Raw genomic sequence first — 19,863 nt, 5'->3', positions numbered from 1 at the left:
AGAGCTTGTGTGGGAAATTCGGCGGTGAAATGGCAGATTGATGCAGGATCGGCGGTCCTTCGGGGACTGAACAGCCCGGTACTTGCCTGAAATCGTGCAGAAGTGCGGCAGGAGGGCCGGAATTGGGTATTAGACTTAGATAGTCTGTTTTCCATTAAGGTCTGTAGAAACAGGAGGGATGGATGTGCGGCTGTATGTGACCGTCAAAAGCCTGGGCAAACGCAAGCCGGTGCTGGAGCGGAAGGAATTGTTGCTCGGGAGGACTCCTGCTACGGTGAAGGAGCTGATTGAAGAGGTCGTGCTTCAGCAGGTGCAGGGGCTTGTGGACAGGCAGGGCCGCGGTGAGGTGCTTCCATTCCTTACGGGTGCGGAGATTGGGGAGCAGGGAGAGAACGGCAAGGTCGGCTTCGGTACGGTTTATAACGGTGAGCCGCCGGTTGCTGCTGAAGCGGTTGCTGCGGCACTGCTTGCTTTTGAGGACGGATTATATAAGGTGTTCCTGCAGGAGCGGGAATGTGCCTTGCTTGAGGAGCCGTTGCAGATTGGGGAGGGGGATGAGCTGGTATTCATCCGGTTCACCATGCTGGCCGGAAGGCTATGGTAGGAAGACTACGTAGAAGGGGGAACAGAATATGGCGGTAAGTAAAACGGAGGATCTGGAAGCGCAGTGGTATGCGGAGATGGAGGAGAAGGCGCGGGGGCTGGATGAAGAAACGTCAGGACTTGCGTCTATGGTTATCGGACTCAGCAGGCTGAGTTATTTAGGCGGTCAGGAGGATGAGAGTAAGGCATGCATGGAACGGCTGTGGACACTGGCTGGCGGCTGGACAGAACAAATATACGAACCGCTGCTGGAGGCTGTCAGGAAGCTGTTCAGCCCTTATACCGCCGGGGTTATGAACTACATAGTCGGGCATTGTACGGAGTATCCATATAGCAGGGGATACGCGCGCAGACCTTACCGTACCCGAAGTCTTGCGCTGCACAGTGCACAAATCCTAAGCAAGCTGAGCTCGCTGATCCTCATGGAGCGGCACGGTTTCGTCCTTGGAGAGTATCTGCGCAAAAAGGACAATGATACGGATTACAATGAGAGTTACCGCTTCAAGCTGGTCTTAAGCGATGTCATTGCCTGTGAGCTGGACCGTGAGGACAGCAGCGAGATGCTGGAGATCCTGAAGGAAATGGTCTACGGCGATAACCAGGCAGCAGTGCTCAGCTTCGAGGTGATCAAGGGAGTATTCATGAGTCACCGGCAGGAAGCGGTGGTTATGCTGGGCGAGCTGCTGCTGGCTGCCAGGCTGCAGGAGGGACTGCGCCAATCGCTGGTAGAACGGATGGATGAGGGGACGCTGGATAACAATCTGTATATGCTGAAGCTGATTCTGGATAATGATTTCGTCCGCTACAGCTCTGTCGTGCGCGCGTTGGGCGTGTGGACGGGAATGGGGCTGGAAGCCCAGAATCAGCGGGTGGCCAAGAGCCTGATTGAAGGGGCCTATCTGGTTCTGACGGATGAAGCGGTGAGGACAGCGTGGCTGGAGGATGCCAACGCGCATCATGTCTACCTGAGCCTGTGGGCGACAGCCGTATATGAGGAAGAGGATCTGTATGGACGGATTGAGACGCTGATGGCCAAGGGGCAGCTCTACCAGCGGATTGTGGCCCAGTATGTGCTGGCGAATAGCCAGCATAGTGAGCTGCGGCTGGAGAGTGCCCGGCAATCCCTGGAGGAGCAGGATCTGGAGCTGCAATACTGGGTTCTGACCAATTATTGCTACGGATACAGCAGGCTGTGGAGACCGGATAAGAACGGGCCGAAGCTGGACGTGCAGCGTTCTCCGCAGCTTGAGGAGAAGGAGGCGCGGCAGCGCGATTTCACTGCCCTCAAGGCCATGTTCCTGCGCGAGCCCCAGCGTGAATTAACCATAGAATCCAAAGTGCTGAATTTCGTTCAGGTGCACTATACCCCGGAGCTTCCGGTGCGCAAAATGCTGTATCTGACCGCATATGATATGGATAGCAGCTGGATTGCCGAGCTGATTGCGCTGAAGGATGAGCTGACTCCTGATCTGCGCGGCGAGCTGCTGGCCAGCTTCATCAGTGATCCTCTGGATCCGGTGCAGCGTGAATTCGTGTTCGCCAGTCTCGGCGATAAAAGCATGAAGAACCGTGAACTGGCCCTGGAGCAGGCCAAGGAGTGGACGCTGGATGCTGAGGAACTGGTGCAGGCAGAGGCGCTGCTGAAGCTGAAGACCGGATCGCTGCGCCAGAACGTGACCCGGCTGCTGCTTAACCAGCCCGATGCTGCCCTGGAAGGAAGCATCGGGAGGCTGCTGCAGGTGAAGAATGGCCTGCAGCGTCTGGCCGCACTGGAGATGGTGACGGTGCTCTTCGAGGATGAGCAGCGTAGCGGCGTCTACGAGACGGTGCGTCCCTTGGTGGAGGCGATTGCTGAGCCTGCGGCGAAGGAACGTGAGCTCATTGCGAAGCTGGGCCGCAGGAATGAATATACCGCGGCCAGCGGGTTCGGATTGTTCAACCCGGATGAAACGGAGCCGTGGCTGACCAGAGGACCCCAGCCTGGAGCATTCCGCTGGGATGAAGTGTTCTCCCTGCCCGTGGAAGAGATCAGGACCTTCCTGCAGGGGCTGGATGAGCAGATTCATGAGCAGCGGGATACCGAATATGTCAGCGAATTCTATTCCGGGCAGAAGGAGACTCTGCTGATTGGTGCACTACTGCGTACAATGAAGTGGGTTTCAGCCCGGGATAGAGAAGATTCTGAATCCCTGCTGGAGGAGTATCCGCTTCATGAGCTATGGTCGGCTTACCTGGAGCAGAGCGGCTGGAATCCAAGAATGCTGCTGGAGCTTAACTTCTATATCCTGCTGGAGGATCTGGATGACACGCTGGACCGCTATTTCAGGTACTACAGAGGTTCGATGGATTACCAGGAGATGAGGAAGCATAAGCTGCTGGAAGGCTGGCGGGCGGAATTCACGGAGCAGATCTATCCGCTGCAGACCATAAGGGAGGTAACCGGGCTGCTGGACGGGCTGCGGTACGGGAAGCAGGCGGAGACTCTGATCAGAGCATTCTATACGGACAGTGTCAAGCAAGACAACTTCAGCCTTGCCAACGGGGCGCTGAATGCACTCCTGGCCGCGATGCCGGAGGACAAGCTGGAGAGTGAGCCGACGCTGCTGAATGTGCTTGCCCAGCCATGGCTGAGAATGATGCGGGACCGGGCGCAGGAGCCGGAGGAGCGCAAGGAGCTGTTCAGATCCTTGTATACATTCGACCGGATGAATCCGGAGGATGCCAGTACGGTGCTGGAGCTGTATGATTATTTGAAGGCTTTTGAAGCCGGATGGATCGGCGAAGGGGAGTTATACAAAGAACTGCTTGCCGGCCAGAACAACCGTAACCACATGCGCACTCTTACCGGGCGCCATGTGGACTGGATTAACGAGAGTGAACAGATTGCCGGAATCCGCAAGGTGCTGATTGACCGGCTGCTGGAAATTGAGCTGGTCCGCGGAGAGCTGCCGACTGAAGTGACTCCGCTGGCGATGGGGCTGCAGCGGATCGAGGGCATGGAGTACTTTGTCCGTATTCTGGCAGGCCTGGACAAGGAGACCTTCATCCGTGGGTATGTATATGGCTACGGGAACAGTATCACGAAGAAGGAATCCTTCAGCCATCTGCTTAAGATCAGCCATCCCCGGGAGGGTGAAGATGCTGCACTCCTGCGGACGATGCTGAAGGACTCCGGTATTACGGAGAAGCGGCTGCTGGAAGCTGCGATGTATGCACCGCAGTGGATCGAGATTATCTCGGGTTATCTGGAATGGGAAGGCATCCGTAGTGCAGCCTGGTATTTCCACGCCCACATCAACGAGAGCTTCTCGGCGGAGAAGGAGACGGTGGTGGCGCATTATTCGCCAATCACGCCGCAGGACTTCAACGATGGCGCCTTCGATGTGAACTGGTTCCGGTCCGCTTATGAGACGCTTGGACAGAAGCGCTTCGATCTGCTCTATGACTGCGCGAAGTATATCTCCGCAGGCGCCAACCACCGGCGTTCCCAGCTGTTCGCCGATGCGACGCTGGGCAAGCTGAAGCTGGAAGAGATGAAGGAGTCCGTTCTGCTGAAGCGTAACAAGGACCATCTGCTCAGCTACAGTCTGATTCCGCTCGGCAAGAACCGGGAGCAGGATATCCGGGAGCGCTATGAGCTGATCCAGCGCTTCCTGGCAGAGAGCAAGAAGTTCGGTGCACAGCGGCGGGCGAGTGAGGGGCTGGCTGCACGGATTGCTCTCGGCAATCTGGCCCGCAATGCCGGATATGCCGATGTTACCCGGCTGATGTGGGATATCGAAGCCCGCAAGCTGGATGAGCTGAAGCCATACTTCGAGCCTCACGCGCTGGATACCGATACCCATGCCCAACTGATCATTGATGAGCAGGGACAAAGCGCGCTGGTCATCACCAGCAAAGGCAAAGTGCTGAAGTCGGTACCAGCCCGCTTGAAGAAGGATGCGTATATCGAAGCGCTGAAGGAAACGCGGAGCGAGCTGACCGCCCAGTTCCGCCGGGCGCGGCTGGAGCTGGAGCGCTCGATGGAATCAGGCAGCAGCTTCACGCTGCAAGAGATTAGCGGGCTCAGCAAGAACCCGATCCTGGCACCGCTGCTGCGCGGTCTGGTCCTGAAGAGCGGCAGCGCGCTGGGTTACTTCACGGCTAGTCCGCCTGCGCTGGCGGCTCCTTCCGGGGAGCAGCTTGCTCTTACGGATAAGGATGAGCTATTCATCGCTCATCCGCTCGATCTGTATAACAGCGGGCAATGGAGCCTGTACCAGAAGGATCTGTTCGACCGGCAGCTCAGCCAGCCGTTCAAGCAGATCTTCCGGGAGCTGTATCTGCCGAATGCGGATGAGCTGGCGAATGGCGGTGTATCCCGCCGCTATGCGGGCCATCAGGTACAGCCCCGCAAGACGGTTGCGCTGCTGCGGGAGCGGCAGTGGACGGTCAGCTATGAAGAAGGGCTGCAGAAGGTATTCTACGGCGAGAATCTGATTGCCAGGCTGTACGCGATGGCGGACTGGTTCTCTCCGGGGGATACGGAAGCACCGATGCTGGAGACGGTCCAGTTCTTCGACCGGACTACGTACAAGAACGTTATGCTGGATGAGGTACCGCCCCGGCTGTTCTCGGAGGTGATGCGGGATGTGGATCTGGTCGTCAGCGTGGCCCATGTCGGCGGTGTCGATCCGGAAGCCAGCCTGACAACGGTAGAGATGCGCCGGGTCATCGTTGGGGAGTCGCTGCGTCTGCTGAAGATCGGCAACGTCCGGGTGGACGGCAGTTATGCCCGCATCGACGGCTCGCTGGGCGAGTATGCGGTGCATCTGGGCAGCGGTCAGGTGTACAAGCAGGCGAGCGGGGCATTGTTCATTATTCCGGTGCATTCGCAGCACCGGGGCCGGCTGTTCCTGCCGTTCCTGGACGAGGACCCGCGTACGGCGGAGATTCTCTCCAAGGTCGTGCTGCTGGCTGAGGACACGAAGATTAAGGACCCAGAGATTCTGGCGCAGCTGGGCAAGGATCAACGAATGACACTTTAATTGAGCAATAATTTAAAAATGTTACAGGCACCGGCGCTGGAACTTAAGCACCGGTGTTTTTTATTAATATGCAATAGCTGGTAAGGGAAAGTGGATGAGTTAAGAATGCGACAAATGATTGAGAATGGGGATGATAGCTGTCGGAATATGTGTATAAATTGCGACAAAATATATTATTATATTTCTTTTGTTACAGAATATGACAAAAATGACTCTTCAACAACACTATAATCCATTAATATAGTTTTTTAATGATTTTTCCATAAACATCCTTACAGATGGAAGAACAGATGAATCACTGCAGGGAGGAATGTCTTAAAGTAATATTCATCATTAGGAATATTTTTAATGAATTTTATAATAACAAGTGATTTGAATCTAATCATAGTTTATTGTACTTGGGAGGATTGTATGCTAGATATATTTAAAGAGCATGACTTATCAACTTATGAGCAATGGTTGAGTCTGAACGAAGTGGATGACGTTGAAGTGGAAATTTGGAAGAAGATTTCCATGGAATTCATTGATCCAGATTTGAAATCCATGCCTATTAAATTCGACGTCCCAACAAAGGAAAAGAAAATTAGGGTGGACCTATTAGATATTGTCAGGAAAGAGCTTAAACTGACTTCAGCATGGCTTCCAAAAGCCCATTTATTTTTACTGTCTGACTGTGAAGGCGTTATTTTAGAATGTTTTGGATCGGAAACGGTTACAGAAATGTTGAATGTTCTTAATATTGATGTAGGGACATCATTCGCCCTAAAGGATGCAGGTATTAACGCAATATCTGTGGCCCTTTATACTAAGTCCGCTACTTTATTAATGGGAGAAGAGCATCATTTGAGAATGTTTGCAAATTGGACATGTGCTTGTATGCCCATCACATTTAAAAATATGGTAATTGCCTATCTGGATCTTTCTTTTCAGAATAAGGGAGAACTGCCATTGCTGGTAGCCCTTTTAGAAAACAGAATTAGTATTATTGAAAAAAAACTTTGCGAACATGATCCTGATCTTAAGAAAGAGTCCTTTTATTGCTCTACTGACAACTATAAATTTACGCCTCGTGAAAAAGAAATAGCTTATAGATGGTGGGATAATCAGAGTATTCTGAGAATCTCGCTGGAATTAGGAATTACTGAGGGAACGGTGAGGAATTTTATAAAAAAAATATATACAAAAACTGCATCAAATGAAAAGTTGCAGTTTATCAAGAAAATCAATCAAATTGTTCTAGAAGAAAATTAAATATTGTTATTTCATCTAAGTCATATAAACTTCCCAGTGGAAGAATATATGACTTTTATTATTTTGGAGACCTTTCTAGAGAATCCTTTTACTACTGTATCCAAAGTGGGATATATCTGATGTGAGAAAAAAGTGATATTTTGTAAATACAAGTTATTTAAATAAATTCGAAGTCATATAATGTACTTTTTGTATAGGAGGGCTAAAATGTTTTTTGGTAAAAACACCTCTCAGATTCTTTTTCTCTATTTTAGAATTTCTGACTATAACCTAATATCAGCTGAATATCTCTGGGATCACGCAATGATTAGAGGTTTTTTGCAAAAAAAAGGTATTGAGTCCACTCAATATATTCAATCTCAGTTGCCTTCAATTTATGAATTAACTGAAGAAATTGTGTTTTCCGGAGTGCAGCAATTGATAATAGGCGTGGATCAAAATAATTTGTGGTGCAGTAAATTAGTTACTAGGGAAATAAGGCGAATAGATGCGACGATTGAAATATTGTGGCTGACAGCCTCAGCTGACATTCAGGAGGAAGAAGGTATTCAGATCGTTGCATTGGACTACGCTGATTGCCTGGGGAAGATTCAAGCATGGATTAGCGGAAGTGTTAGAGGTTCTGCAAACAACGAGAAATGTGATATATCCGTAAATCCCTACAGTGACGGGTTAATACCTTCAGATAAGGCAATAACAGTAGGGCTGAGGCTCAGTACAGGCTGTCCGACAGAGTACTCGCTTGAACGTGAATTGGTTTTTTTGAATACCGAGAACCTTAACGGGATTATCCCTGTATTGGATGAGTCCCAATACATGCAGGACAGTTTGGTAGACGAACTATGCAAACTCAAGGTTAACCTTAATTTAAAATACACTTTTAGAGTGCATGTGAGAAGTGAACAGCTTGATGAAGCACAACTACAGCGTCTCGTGGCTGCTGGAATTAAGGATATAGTGATTGAGCAGGATATGGAAACCCTGAACCTAAAGGAAATGCTAAAACGCTATAAGGCCTGGGAGGAGATACACAATATCCGAATCAGGCTAAAGACCTTTTATCCAGTATCAGCGGATATTATGGACGAGTGGATCGAAATTGAACAAGGAGTACAAGTCCATGAGCAGGCTATTGTCAATGGCTACCTGTCTTTTGTAACTGGGCTATATCCGCCGGGGTTTATTAACGGGAGTGTTAAACATATCGGAATTACCGAGTCAGCGCTTTATGATTTGGACTATCACAAACACCTAAAAGAGTTTGTAGGTCTGAACTACTCCTTCATTATTGATAATTCTGATAAATTCTCTAAACAACCGGAGAGAGTCTCTGAAATACATGCCCGAGATTCAATATGGCGAAATAATCTATCCTTGTTTGGTGAAGTGAAAGATCTTCTAGGCCATTCTCAAAATGTACTTCCGCATCTTATTCTTGAAGAGATGTCGGAGGATGAATTTAAGTATGAACTTAACATTGATGACTTCTACCGAAAAGAGAAGCTGCAGATTGTAAAAATACCTTATGCATCAGATTCAGATTTAAATATTGCGAGCTACTCCTGTCAGTACAAAGTGCTTCTAATCGACTCTTCCGAGGATTTAAGTGCATTTCTTCGGGATGTTGAGTGTCTAAATCAATCAGGTGAAATTAATCATTCCTATCAAATACCTTCCCTGCTGGCTGAGAGTTGCCGTTGGAGCGGGGGGAACTGCAAGCTTTGCCAAATGCCGAGATTTCATACGGACGGATCAGGCCAAGTGAAACCTTGCGGAGGGAGCAGCAAAGGGGCAGGGTCGGTCAACGAAGGATATGCGGCGATTCTTCAAAATGTCGGGGCAGCTGCTGAGGAAGAACAACTTATACGGCAATGCAATGGCTGCGAGGTAGAGGCTCAGTGTTCGAAATGTACATTTCTTCCTGACTTTATGAGCCGTGAGCAATACTGTGCTACTCAAAAGAATCATAAGAGCATCAGCCGTTACATTAGTGTGACTAGTGTTCTACAGATGTTATCTAGAAGTTCAAGGCTGTTGTCAGGAGTTGAAGCGAGCCAGATCAAAATTTCCTCCAATCAATCTGTGCATTATTATGATGGCGATGTAGCCTGCTATAACAGCATTCATGTACCAGCACAGCACTTTTTTCTAATTTCAATACAAAAGCAGCCTTATCTCTATGATGCACTTAAGCACAAAATGCTAAAGGTTAATGAACCTCTGGCTGTTATTTTCGAGGCATTTCTAAAAGGAATAAACGAGAAGGAACTTTCAGATTATTTACAAACACATTATGAGATTAATGATGTACAGGCTGAAATGCTGGTTGAAGAGGCCGTTCAAAGTTTCGTCAGATTAGGTTGTATGCCTCAGAGCGTTATCAACAAGAAAATACTTGTAGAAGGTGAACATGTTGCTGGTTGAGAAAGAACTGTACCCATTTGTGCATCCGCTGAAGCCAATCATGGCAGGAAATGAACTTCCCAGTCAAATTGAAGGCAATGGAATTTATTTGAAAGATAACACGGGGAAGATTTGTATTGATGGTATAAGCGGTCTTTGGAATGTCTCGCTGGGATATAGGCATCCCGAAATCATAAAGGCGATTACCAATCAGCTGCATCAATTGCCCTTTGTCAATTTAGTTGATAATACAAATCCTACGACGCTAAAATATGCAAAAAGATTATTGGAGTTGCTCCCAGCTTCGCTTAACAAGGTAGTTTATACATGTACGGGATCGGAATCCGTAGAAGTTGCTATAAAACTAGCCAGAAAGTATTACGCCTTACGGGGCAATAGAGAGAAAAAAGAGATTGTATCATTTGCCTCATCCTACCACGGTACTTACTATGGATCGATGTCTGCTAGTGGAATCGACAGGAGTATCTCCGAAGATTATGGGCCTAAAGTACCCGGGTTTATATTTATTCCAGTGCCATTTTCTAATAATCGAGCAAGTGGTTGTTCCATAGAAGAGCACATCTTGAATCTTGAAGTTCTGTTTGAGGAATCAGGAGATCGCCTGGCAGGGTTTATGATGGAACCTATTCTCGGCTCTGCTGGAGTAATTCCAGTACCGGAGAAATATATGCAAAAGGCTAAAGCACTATGTGAGGAGTATGATGTGCTGCTTATCCTTGATGAGGTTGCAACAGGATTCGGACGAACGGGCATAATGTTTGCTCACGAGCAGTATAAGGTGATTCCAGACATATTATGTCTCTCCAAAGGTATTAATAGCGGATATTTACCTCTGGGTGCAACCGTATTAAGCAATAGAATCTATGAAGCCTTTGCAAGCACAAACAGTCATATAGAACATCTGTCTACTCAGAATGGAAATCCAATAGCTTGCGCTGCGGCTATCGCTACCTTAGATGTAATCAAAAACGAAAGTCTGCTCTCCAAGGTTGAATTGAATGGAAACTTGCTCAAAGCATTAATAAATGAAGCGTTAGGCAAACATAAGAATTTTCATGAGGTGAGAGGGCAGGGAATGATGATCGGGGTGTCCCTTGTCAAAAGCAAATCAACTTATGAATGTCTCAATATGGGCCAAATTATGCAGATTACTCATAAACTTTGGAAGAATGGGCTGCTTGTATATCCTTTTTATACAGAATCGCTAACAGCAGGATTTCATATTATCCCGCCATTTGTTATTACACCAGATGAAATTTCAAAGATAGTACAAATTATACGAAGGGTTCTTGATAGGACAGTATTTTAGCCACGCTGAACATACTCCAATAAAGGAGGTGAGAACATGAAAAAGGAACTTTTTATTCAAAGTGAAGAGCTTGAACAGATGGAAGCACCGGCTGATTGGTGGGTAGTTGTTGCAGCTGTGACGGCCACAGCTGTAACAGCCGCAACTTATGCAGGCTCAATTATTATTTTAACTTAGTAACTATTTTTATTTAGAAAGGAGGTGAAGATATTGAATCATGCACTATCTCTTCAAATGGAAGAACTTGAGGCCATGGAAGCACCAATGGAATGGTACTATGGTGTGCTTGCTACCATTGCTGTAGGGGGGACGGGAGTGGCAGTTGGATATGGAGTAGCTGCGGCAATTGCATTCACCTAAAAACTTTGATTGGAGCTGGCCTATTTGACAAATAACATAATGTTACAACTGGAAGAAATGGAAGAAATGATAACACCTGATGATTCGACTTATTTTTGGGGTGTTATTGGTGGATCGGCTTTTCTTGGAGGAGTATGGTATGGAGCAGTTCTATTCACATAATTTTAAAAAAACTAAGAGGTGATTTTAATGGAAAATATGAAATTGGAATTGGAATTGTTAGAGGAAGTTGTAGCACCAGGTGAAGGAAGGGACTATTTCTTAGGGTTCCTGGGAGGAATGGCGCTCGTTGGAGGTACTGCTACTATCATTAACATTGCCACTAGTGGAGCACTTATTGCGTTTACATAAACGATAGAACTCCGGCGAAAATCCCTCCTGAGTATTTATGGGAGGGATTGATTTAATTTCATCTTACAGTGGAGGTGTAACATGTCGACTGTCTTACAACAAATCGAGATTAATCAAATAGAAAAAGAAAGCTATATCGTCAAAAATAGATCTACAGGAAAATTTGTTAAGATCGGTGAAAGAGAAACTGATTATTTGAAATTCTTAACATCAACTGAGTATAGCAATGATTCTGCAATCTCATATACCGGTGAATTGAACTCTGAACAGCAGCAGTATTTGTTTGACAAGTATACGGAATGGGGATTCCTCTCAAATAATACTGCAGAATCTAGCGGAAATCAGACTAGACGACACAAATTCAAAACAATGTTTAATAGTGACATTACAACAATTAAGTTAGCAACTGTTAACCCTGAGAAATTCCTGAACTCCAATATAAAAATCATTAAATTATTATTTTCTCCATTAGTGATGCTAATCGGATTACTGATTATGTTGACTTCCGGATGGATGGTATTCAATCCAGAGGTCGTTGATGTGATATTGGAATACAAGTTAAATACTTCCGTTGTTATTTTACTTTATATCCTGATTATTTTAACCATTTGTATACATGAGCTTGCCCATGCGGTTACCTGTAAATATTTTGGAGGCAGGGTTGAAAAGCTGGGCGTCATGCTTTTTTATTTCAATCCGGCTATGTACTGTGATATTAGCGATGTTTATTTATTTAAGCATAAATGGAAGAAAATCGCTGTAGCATTCTCAGGAATATTTACTCAATGGATGCTTTCTGCCTTGGCGATCCAGTGCTATAGTTTTCTGAACTTTTTCTTTTCCTATAATCAACCGTTACTCCTTTATTACGCATTGGTTAACTTCGGGGTGGGACTCTTTAATCTTATTCCCTTTGTGAAACTCGATGGATATTGGATTCTAACTTATGTATTGAATATAACTAACCTGCGAGGGAAATCTTTCAACTATCTTTTATCATTCCTCAAATTTAACCCCTTGTACCGAAAGCAATATTCTGGAAAAGAAAAAGCAGCCTTTCTTATATATGGAACACTATCCGTGGTGTATACAATTTTGTTATGGTTCACAGCATTATTCAGCATTTATAAATTAGTGAATAAGTACTCGCCGATTGCAGGCTTGACCGTCAGCTTGGCTCTAGGAAGCATTCTAGGCTTGAACTTTATATTTACTATGCAAAAACAATGGAAATCGATCGAATAATTGAAATAAACTCACTCTGATAGGATGGATAAAACTTAATGAATGATATGGCAGATAATTCAATTTCTGTTCCTGTCAAAAAATTGTCCGGACAAGTTGCAGTTGTAACCGGGGCAAGCCGTGGCATAGGGGCTTCTGTTGCTAAATCACTCGCTGAAGCAGGGGCTTCGCTTGTTTTAACAGAACTACCGGAAAGAATGGACGCACTTCAGGCCTTTTCGGCCGATCTGGAACGGCTTTATAAGATTAAGGCGATGACTGTAGGTTTGGATGTCACAAAGTATATAGAAATAAAACAATTAATTGAACAAATCAAAAATGTTTTTGGTCATATTGATATTTTAGTGAATAACGCCGGAATAAATATGCTGGTACCAGCACTGCAGGTTTCGCCTGAGCAATGGGATCGAATTCTGGATGTAAATTTAAAGGGGAGCTTCTTTGTAACCCAAGAGGCTGCAAAGCTGATGATACCTTCGAAAAAAGGATCAATTATTTTCATCGCCTCCCAGCATGGGGTTGTCGGTAATGAGCATAGGGCTCCTTATTGTGCAAGCAAGGCTGCCTTGATTCATTTATGTAAGGCGCTAGCGATTGAATGGTCAAAATATGGCATCCGGATAAATGCAATATCACCTACGTTCGTTGAAACGTCTGAGAATGAAGCATTTCTACAAGATGCTAACTTTTTGCGTGTCCAGCTTCCCCGGATTCCGTTAAGAAGAATGGCCAAACCTTCAGATATAGCTGAGGCAGTGCTTTTTTTGGCTTCCAACTCTTCCAATATGATAACTGGTCACAACCTCATTATAGACGGTGGTTGGACTGCTCAATAGCAATGAGAGAGAGTGTGAGGATAAATGAACAAATTTCATGGGATATTCAAGCAGCTATTTGAATTACAGTTACCTGGAACAGAAGCGTTGGATTTATATGAGGGTTACTATGCTCAATTATATGAAGCCTTAACCTCACGGGATAATTATGACATCCCCATTGTCATGGAGCAGGCGCGGATTACGGGAGGGCCTGTTCTTGAACTGGCATCAGGAACAGCACGAATAGTGAAGCATATTGCTAACGCAGGTTACAGTGTAACCGGGGTGGACATATCTGATGATATGTTGGCAATTGCCCGGAAAAAGACGGAGATGCTGCCGCAGCGGATAAAAAAGAATATAACTTTGCATAAAGGTAATATGATTGATTTTCAAGTAGATGAACAATTTGCGCTGGTGATATTAACAGCTACAAGCATCAGTCTATTAAAAGATGAGGAAGAAGTAGAGTGTATGTTCAATAATATCTATGAACATGTTAAGGATGGCGGCAGATTCGTATTTGATTTATTGGATGATGAAAGCTTTGAGAACTCATCGCTTCGGATGGGCGGCATTGATGCCATTACGCTTAATCAAAGTCCTATACCGAAACAATTCATTCTGATGGGAGAGCAGCGGGATGCTAATCATTCCAAAAGAGCGCTGATGAATTTCTATTCAGAGGTTATTGCAGAGGATAGGACCTACAGATTCTTCGGAAGTACTGAAAAAACGTATTTCCAGTATGATGCTATCCTTCCTATTATCAAAAAAACCGGATTCAAGATTATTCAAATTGAGAAAAAAGAGCTGGCTAAAAATGAAATGATCTATATGTTTGTGTTAGAAAAATAGTATATAAGGCGGAAGGTGATTAACATGATTGAATCCCATATAGTTGTTATTGGTTTGAGTTCGTTACCTTATGATTCATTATTAAACGATCTAACAAGGTTAGAGTGTAAGGTCTCATTCATGGACAGTCTTGCAGAAATACCAGGTGAATGCAGTCTGGCCATTGTTTTTGGTGGATCCCGGGATCATGAAGAATTTAACAAGCTTTCGATAATATCTCATATCCCTTGGCTCCCTGTACAATATTCATCTACCTTCTCCCGCCTGGGTCCGCTTATAGTTGCAGAAGAAACACCATGTTACGAGTGTGTTGCATTAAGAATTCAATCATTAGGGTGCACTCAGGAGTTTATTCATAACAGACACTTCGAATTGTCTTTTGAGTTGTTGTGCAAGATTATCGTCCTTGAAGTAATTAAGTGGTCTGCAAGAGAGACTACTACCTTTGTCCCGGTGACTTTAAGTCACATGTTGGAATTTGATGCATTTCATTTAGAAGGGGAGCTATTCCCTGTTTACAAGGTTCCGAGTTGCCCGGTTTGCGGGTCCAGACATAAACAGGGAACCCCAAAAATGCCATGGAATATGGTGACGGTTTGATGGCCAAGAGATCGCTTATTAAGTCGATGTCAAGCTCGAGCAGTTGTCTGTCACCTAATTTGTCCAAAGCCATCAGCCCCAGAGGGGGGATGGTAAAGGAATTATTCAGTATGAGTCCAATAATGGGGGATCCTAAAGTATTCTTGAGTATTGCAGTTCCTGCAAACCCGAAATTTCTTAAGAAGGATTCTTTTGGATTAGTAGACAGTCTTGCAAGTGGAATTGGACTGTCTCTTGAACAGGCTAATAATTCTGCAGTCGCGGAAGCCATTGAGCGCTATTGTGCCTCTTACGTTCAAGAGGAGCTAATTACTGTATCCAGCTGGAATAAGCTCGGGTGTAATGCTTTGCATCCGGAGGAATTACCGTTATTCACGAAAGAGCAATACGGACAAGTTGATTTTCCGTATGCCCCTTTTTTAAAGGATACAACAATAGGTTGGGTTAGAGGATACAGTTATACACATCATCAAGAAAAATGGGTGCCGGCAACAATGGTGTGGGATGCCTACCTGCCGCTAAGCGATGAGGAGCAAAATATATGCTTTGGGCTAATGACAGGCTCAGCTGCAGGATCAACATGGGAGCAGGCGGCCATTGGAGCGTTGCTGGAGGTTATTGAACGCGACTCCTTTATGATTGCATGGTATAACAGCTTGAGTCCGACAAAATTAGATATAGAATCTTCTCGCATATATCTTATAGACGCGTTTAAGCCTTTGTTCGACAAGGACCGCTTTGAGTTGCATCTGATGGATGTTACCAGCGATTTAGGAATACCTGCAGTGTTTGGTCTACTGAAAACCCTGGAAGGAAAAATCTGCTTAGGAGGTTCAGCAAAGCTGAGTATGGCGGAGGCTGTAAAGAAAGCAATGTTTGAAATATCTCAGCTTTATATGGGCAATAAAGCATCTATATTTTCTAACAATAGAATTTCTATCCTCCCGGAGGAAGTAACTGAATATGCAATGAGGCTCCCTTATTATGCACAGCCCAATGCTGCAGAGGAAATGGAGTTTATTTATGCTTCAAATAGCTTTAGACCAGTAGATGAATGTAATGTGGCTGATACCATGGATGAACAACAGCAGTTGGAATATTTAGTGAACAAGCTGGCAGAAAAGGGCCTGGAGGTTATAGCTGTAGATTTGACAACAGAGGATGTTAAGGAATTAGGGATCCATGTTGTTAAAATGGTCGTTCCAGGGATGGTAGAGCTGCCGCGCAATGAAAACGAACGGATACTTACCAGCAAACGGATCTACTCCGTACCCGTTGATCTGGGAGTACGTACGTTACCAAGCAGAAGAGACGATCTAAACGCCAGTCCACATCCGTTTCCCTGAATGAATGAGTGCTAAAGGAGGAATGTTGCAATTGCTTAATTTAATCAACTGGCGTACTGATTTTGAGAAGAACCAGGACAATCTAGGCTCCCTTTATCACCATAATTCTTTTACATCAAAACTGTCGCCGCAATTATATAAGGCTCGATTCAAAGCTTTTAAGAATTTTTTTCTGAAACTAGGAGGAAACCTTCAAATCAGTGGACACTGCTACTCTGCTCCGGCAGTGCCGCTATTGTCCAGAGAAGGGGGAATTACAGCCGGAGAGCAGGTGCTGTTAAACTTCTATCATCTGGTGCAATCCGGAAAGAAGGGGGAATACAGCGATTTTACACCCTTTGTTGAGGAGCTTAATGTAAGGCCCGTGCAGCTTGACGATATGGATATTTACTTTATCCCGGTAGGAACAAACGGAGGTTTAGAACAAGTATATTATTTTAATCAGGAACATGCAGTGCTGGAGCAGATTAAGACAATCAGAGATACGGACATTAGCTTAATGTTTCCTCCGCAGATTCTGTCTTGTCTGGAATCGGAAGATTCTAAGCAGTTAAAAGGGATATACGTTTGTGTAGCCAACCTGTATCGTATTCAGATGCTTTTTGGTGAAAGAGGCTACCGGAATGCCTTGTTAAGGGCAGGTGGTATTGCAGAGCAGCTCCACATGGAAGTTTCGAAAATCACAGGGCAGCGGGAAGCTCGGATTACATCTGATTTTTATGACAAAGAAGTCAATAAGCTTCTTGATCTGGATGGATATTCGGAAGTTTCTTTAGTATGCGTAGCCATTCATGAAGTAATATAAATTATTGATTGGATGATATATATAACGATCATTATGATAAAAATACTTTACATTATGATCGAAATATATTACTGTGTACGCAGGGGGGATTCTTTTATGAAGAAGAAGGGAAAGCTCGTTAACAATCTTCATATTCTGCGTGCTGAGAAGCGATGGACACAGGACGAGGTTGCAAAGAAATTGGATGTAAGCAGAATGACCATCTCTTCCATCGAAGGGAACCGTTATAGCCCGTCGCTGATTCTTGCTTTTGAAATTGCCCGATTATTTGACAAGGAGATTACAGAAGTGTTCCGTTATGTAACCCATGAGGAAGATAAAGGAGGAGGGGATCATGTCTGATTGGCTGATTGTATTGTATTTCATTGTAGTTGTATTAGCCTTTGTTTTTCAAATGGTATTTCAGATCACTGAGGGTAAAGACGAGAGAGGCCAACAAATTTTAGGTTTTACAATGGGCCTTACATTTCCCATGATAATTGTGGGAATGGCTGTGCTGGAAATGGCCGATCATTTATCAGGACTCTCAAAAGCACAATACCATTTTTGGGTCATTTTAATCATATCCCTAACTTGTATTATACAGTCAATAGTCATATGGAATCGGCACCTTAAGAATTAACTCCATCTATATGTTCTTAAATCTATCCTAAGGAAGTGACGCTATGTACTCAATTTCTTTGAATCAAATCACTAAGCATTATGGTGCGAAAACGGTTGTTAATCAGGCTGAAATTAATATCAGGCAGGGAGAAATATTCGGTCTGCTCGGTGCAAATGGAGCCGGAAAAACAACCACAATGCGTATGGTTTTAGGACTTATTGCACCTGATCAAGGGAAGATAACCTGGTTTGGGAAAAGCTACACGGATCAATTGAGAAGAGCAATAGGGTATTTGCCGGAAGAGAGAGGTTTATATCCCAAGATTAAGGTAAGTGAGCAAATTCTATATTTTGCTGAATTAAGGGGAAGCACAAGAGCCCAAGCCGACAAGAATTTGAAAGACTGGTTGTCCCGATTCAACATCTCTGAATATTATGATAAAAGGGTAGAGGAATTATCTAAGGGCAACCAGCAAAAAATTCAATTCATTGCAGCAGTAATACATAATCCGCAGCTTCTCATCCTGGATGAAGTGTTCAGCGGTCTTGATCCGGTAAATGTAGAATTGTTGAAAGCTACAATAAAAGATATACAGGCACAAGGTACAACGATTCTTTTTTCGAGCCACCGGATGGAGCATGTGGAAGAGTTGTGCGAGAATATTTGTATGCTGCACAAGGGGAACACTGTTCTTGAAGGAAATCTGCGGGAAATCAAAAACACTTACCCGCGAGAGCGGGTATTACTGGAGACTGATCAGAACGTTAACGGATTCGAATCTCTTACAGGTGTCACAGATGTACAGAAGTCGGGAAGAAAATATGACATCCGCATCAGTGATTCCAGAGTAGCAAAAGAAATTATGGCTTTAGCTTCGAATCAGGCGGAGATTTTCCACTTTCAAATCATGGAGCCCTCTTTAAATGAAATATTCATTAGTAAGGTAGGTGGAGTAAATGAATAGTATACGTACAGTTATAAAATTCACTTTCCTGAACCGCTTCCGATCTAAGGCGTTTTTCATCATTACGGCTATCATTGCGTTGGTCATTACTCTTGGAGTTAATCTTCCTGTCATCATTGAGAAATTCAGCACTGATGAGCCGGTCAGAGTAGGGGTAGTTCAAGAAGGGCTGCCTGATGCGGCGATGCTGTCAGAATACTTCAAGGCGAACCCGGGATCCAATATATCAATCGTGCTATTCAGCGCGGGAACCGATGGCCAGCAGAACGATGGATATCTGCAAAGTGAAATGGACGCAGGTAAAATTGACGGGTATCTGTATTACAAGTCGGAGTATCAGGTTGTCTACAAATCGGAAAATCCACTGGAACTTGGCCTGAAAGAAAGACTGCAGGCGGCCATGCAGAATATTAAATTGCAGTCTGATCTTAAAACGCTTGGGATATCGCAGGATGCTATGACACAGCTTCAGACACCGCTTATACTCGATATTGAACAGGTATCTGACACGAAAAATGCAAAGACGGAATCCGAGATGATGATGGCCTATGTATTTGTTTATGCGCTGTTATTCCTTCTGTATACCGGGGTATTGGGTTATGGAAATATGGTTGCTATGGACATCAGCGGAGAGAAGAGTTCAAGAGTAATGGAGATCATGATTTCTACGGTATCACCACTCAAGCAGATGTTCGGAAAGATTGTAGGGATATGCCTTGTTGGTCTTCTGCAAATGCTTATTTTCATAGCCGTTGCGGGAGCCAACCTAAGTATCCCTCAGAATAAAACAATCATTCAGGATTTAGGATTGAATGTTTCGGATATCTCACCGGCTTTATTAATATATTTTGTTATTTTCTTCATTGGCGGATATTTTCTATATGCTACTTTATTCGCGGCAGTTGGGTCGCTGGTCAGTAAAACGGAAGAGGTAGGCCAGGCTATTATGCCGATAACTTTCTTAATTATAGCCGGGTTCATGACAGCGATGTTTGGATTAACTAATCCCAATGCTACTTTTATAGTGATTATGTCGTACATTCCCTTCTTTACGCCGATGATTATGTTTTTGCGGATTGGGATGGCAACGCCGGCTTTCTGGGAAATAGCTGCTTCTATTATTGTGTTGTTTCTGTCTATCCTCGGAATGGGCTGGTTGGCTGCCAGAGTGTACCGGACTGGTGTACTGCTCTATGGAAAACGATTAAGCATCAAAGAATTGCGGCATGCGATGAAATCTCTTCAGGTAAGCAAATAATAGTTTACTCGTGATTTTACTACGCTTAGGAGGCTAAATT

At 44.8% G+C, this 19,863-nt stretch carries 19 protein-coding genes; all 19 read left to right on the top strand.

Features of this window, described 5'->3' with window-relative positions; genetic code table 11:
* Positions 1-184: 184 nt before the first annotated feature.
* The 19 genes from HQN87_RS19735 to HQN87_RS19650 all read left to right on the top strand — a co-directional run bounded on the left by HQN87_RS19735 (position 185) and on the right by HQN87_RS19650 (position 19,823).
* Entirely contained in the window at positions 185-604 is a 420-nt protein-coding gene (locus HQN87_RS19735; protein WP_173136860.1) for a hypothetical protein, read from the top strand.
* Between the two features lie 28 nt (positions 605-632).
* Positions 633-5,630 (top strand): DUF4132 domain-containing protein, encoded by a 4,998-nt coding sequence (locus HQN87_RS19730; RefSeq protein ID WP_173136858.1) that lies wholly within the window; start codon positions 633-635, stop codon positions 5,628-5,630.
* Positions 5,631-6,041: 411 nt separating this feature from the next.
* On the top strand, positions 6,042-6,881 hold the full coding sequence (locus HQN87_RS19725) for a helix-turn-helix transcriptional regulator (RefSeq protein WP_173136856.1): 840 nt from the start codon (positions 6,042-6,044) through the stop codon (positions 6,879-6,881).
* 207 nt (positions 6,882-7,088) lie between these two features.
* The gene (locus tag HQN87_RS19720) at positions 7,089-9,305 is read left to right on the top strand and encodes a hypothetical protein (RefSeq protein WP_173136854.1); all 2,217 of its coding nucleotides are present in this window, start codon (positions 7,089-7,091) and stop codon (positions 9,303-9,305) included.
* A complete protein-coding gene (locus HQN87_RS19715) occupies positions 9,292-10,614 on the top strand; it encodes an aminotransferase family protein (RefSeq protein WP_173136852.1) in 1,323 nt (440 codons plus the stop codon). Before HQN87_RS19720 ends, HQN87_RS19715 begins: the two co-directional genes overlap by 14 nt.
* 36 nt (positions 10,615-10,650) lie before the next feature.
* A complete protein-coding gene (locus HQN87_RS19710; protein WP_173136850.1) occupies positions 10,651-10,791 on the top strand; it encodes a daptide-type RiPP in 141 nt (46 codons plus the stop codon).
* A gap of 57 nt (positions 10,792-10,848) precedes the next feature.
* Positions 10,849-10,974 carry a daptide-type RiPP gene (locus HQN87_RS32780; protein WP_301953197.1) on the top strand — a complete coding sequence of 42 codons (126 nt, stop codon included), beginning with the start codon at positions 10,849-10,851 and terminating at the stop codon, positions 10,972-10,974.
* Positions 10,975-10,998: 24 nt separating this feature from the next.
* The gene (locus HQN87_RS19705) at positions 10,999-11,136 is read left to right on the top strand and encodes a hypothetical protein (RefSeq protein WP_173136848.1); all 138 of its coding nucleotides are present in this window, start codon (positions 10,999-11,001) and stop codon (positions 11,134-11,136) included.
* A gap of 27 nt (positions 11,137-11,163) precedes the next feature.
* The gene (locus HQN87_RS19700; RefSeq protein WP_173136846.1) at positions 11,164-11,325 is read left to right on the top strand and encodes a hypothetical protein; all 162 of its coding nucleotides are present in this window, start codon (positions 11,164-11,166) and stop codon (positions 11,323-11,325) included.
* Positions 11,326-11,406: 81 nt separating this feature from the next.
* Complete coding sequence (locus HQN87_RS19695) at positions 11,407-12,570, top strand: metalloprotease (protein ID WP_173136844.1); 1,164 nt, start codon at positions 11,407-11,409, stop codon at positions 12,568-12,570.
* Between the two features lie 38 nt (positions 12,571-12,608).
* Complete coding sequence (locus HQN87_RS19690) at positions 12,609-13,406, top strand: SDR family NAD(P)-dependent oxidoreductase (protein WP_173136842.1); 798 nt, start codon at positions 12,609-12,611, stop codon at positions 13,404-13,406.
* Between the two features lie 24 nt (positions 13,407-13,430).
* Entirely contained in the window at positions 13,431-14,246 is an 816-nt protein-coding gene (mpaM, locus tag HQN87_RS19685; protein WP_173136840.1) for a daptide-type RiPP biosynthesis methyltransferase, read from the top strand.
* 24 nt (positions 14,247-14,270) lie between these two features.
* Entirely contained in the window at positions 14,271-14,846 is a 576-nt protein-coding gene (locus HQN87_RS19680) for a TOMM precursor leader peptide-binding protein (protein ID WP_173136838.1), read from the top strand.
* Between the two features lie 110 nt (positions 14,847-14,956).
* Positions 14,957-16,192, top strand: a complete 1,236-nt coding sequence (locus HQN87_RS19675) for a YcaO-like family protein (protein ID WP_173136836.1) — start codon at positions 14,957-14,959, stop codon at positions 16,190-16,192.
* A gap of 31 nt (positions 16,193-16,223) precedes the next feature.
* On the top strand, positions 16,224-16,997 hold the full coding sequence (locus HQN87_RS19670; protein ID WP_173136834.1) for a nitroreductase family protein: 774 nt from the start codon (positions 16,224-16,226) through the stop codon (positions 16,995-16,997).
* A 96-nt stretch (positions 16,998-17,093) separates the two neighbouring features.
* Positions 17,094-17,339, top strand: coding sequence for a helix-turn-helix transcriptional regulator (locus tag HQN87_RS19665; RefSeq protein WP_173136832.1), 246 nt, complete (start codon positions 17,094-17,096; stop codon positions 17,337-17,339).
* Positions 17,332-17,619 carry a hypothetical protein gene (locus tag HQN87_RS19660; protein WP_173136831.1) on the top strand — a complete coding sequence of 96 codons (288 nt, stop codon included), beginning with the start codon at positions 17,332-17,334 and terminating at the stop codon, positions 17,617-17,619. The genes HQN87_RS19665 and HQN87_RS19660 overlap by 8 nt, the downstream gene beginning before the upstream one ends.
* Positions 17,620-17,662: 43 nt before the next feature.
* Positions 17,663-18,565 (top strand): ABC transporter ATP-binding protein, encoded by a 903-nt coding sequence (locus HQN87_RS19655; RefSeq protein WP_173136829.1) that lies wholly within the window; start codon positions 17,663-17,665, stop codon positions 18,563-18,565.
* A complete protein-coding gene (locus HQN87_RS19650; RefSeq protein WP_173136827.1) occupies positions 18,558-19,823 on the top strand; it encodes an ABC transporter permease in 1,266 nt (421 codons plus the stop codon). Before HQN87_RS19655 ends, HQN87_RS19650 begins: the two co-directional genes overlap by 8 nt.
* Positions 19,824-19,863: the final 40 nt, after the last annotated feature.

The sequence above is a fragment of the Paenibacillus tritici genome (assembly GCF_013204885.1).
GTDB classification, from domain to species: Bacteria; Bacillota; Bacilli; order Paenibacillales; family Paenibacillaceae; genus Paenibacillus_AQ; species Paenibacillus_AQ tritici.
The sequence above is the reverse complement of the archived record's forward strand: the minus strand, read 5'-3'. Positions and strand labels throughout refer to the sequence as shown.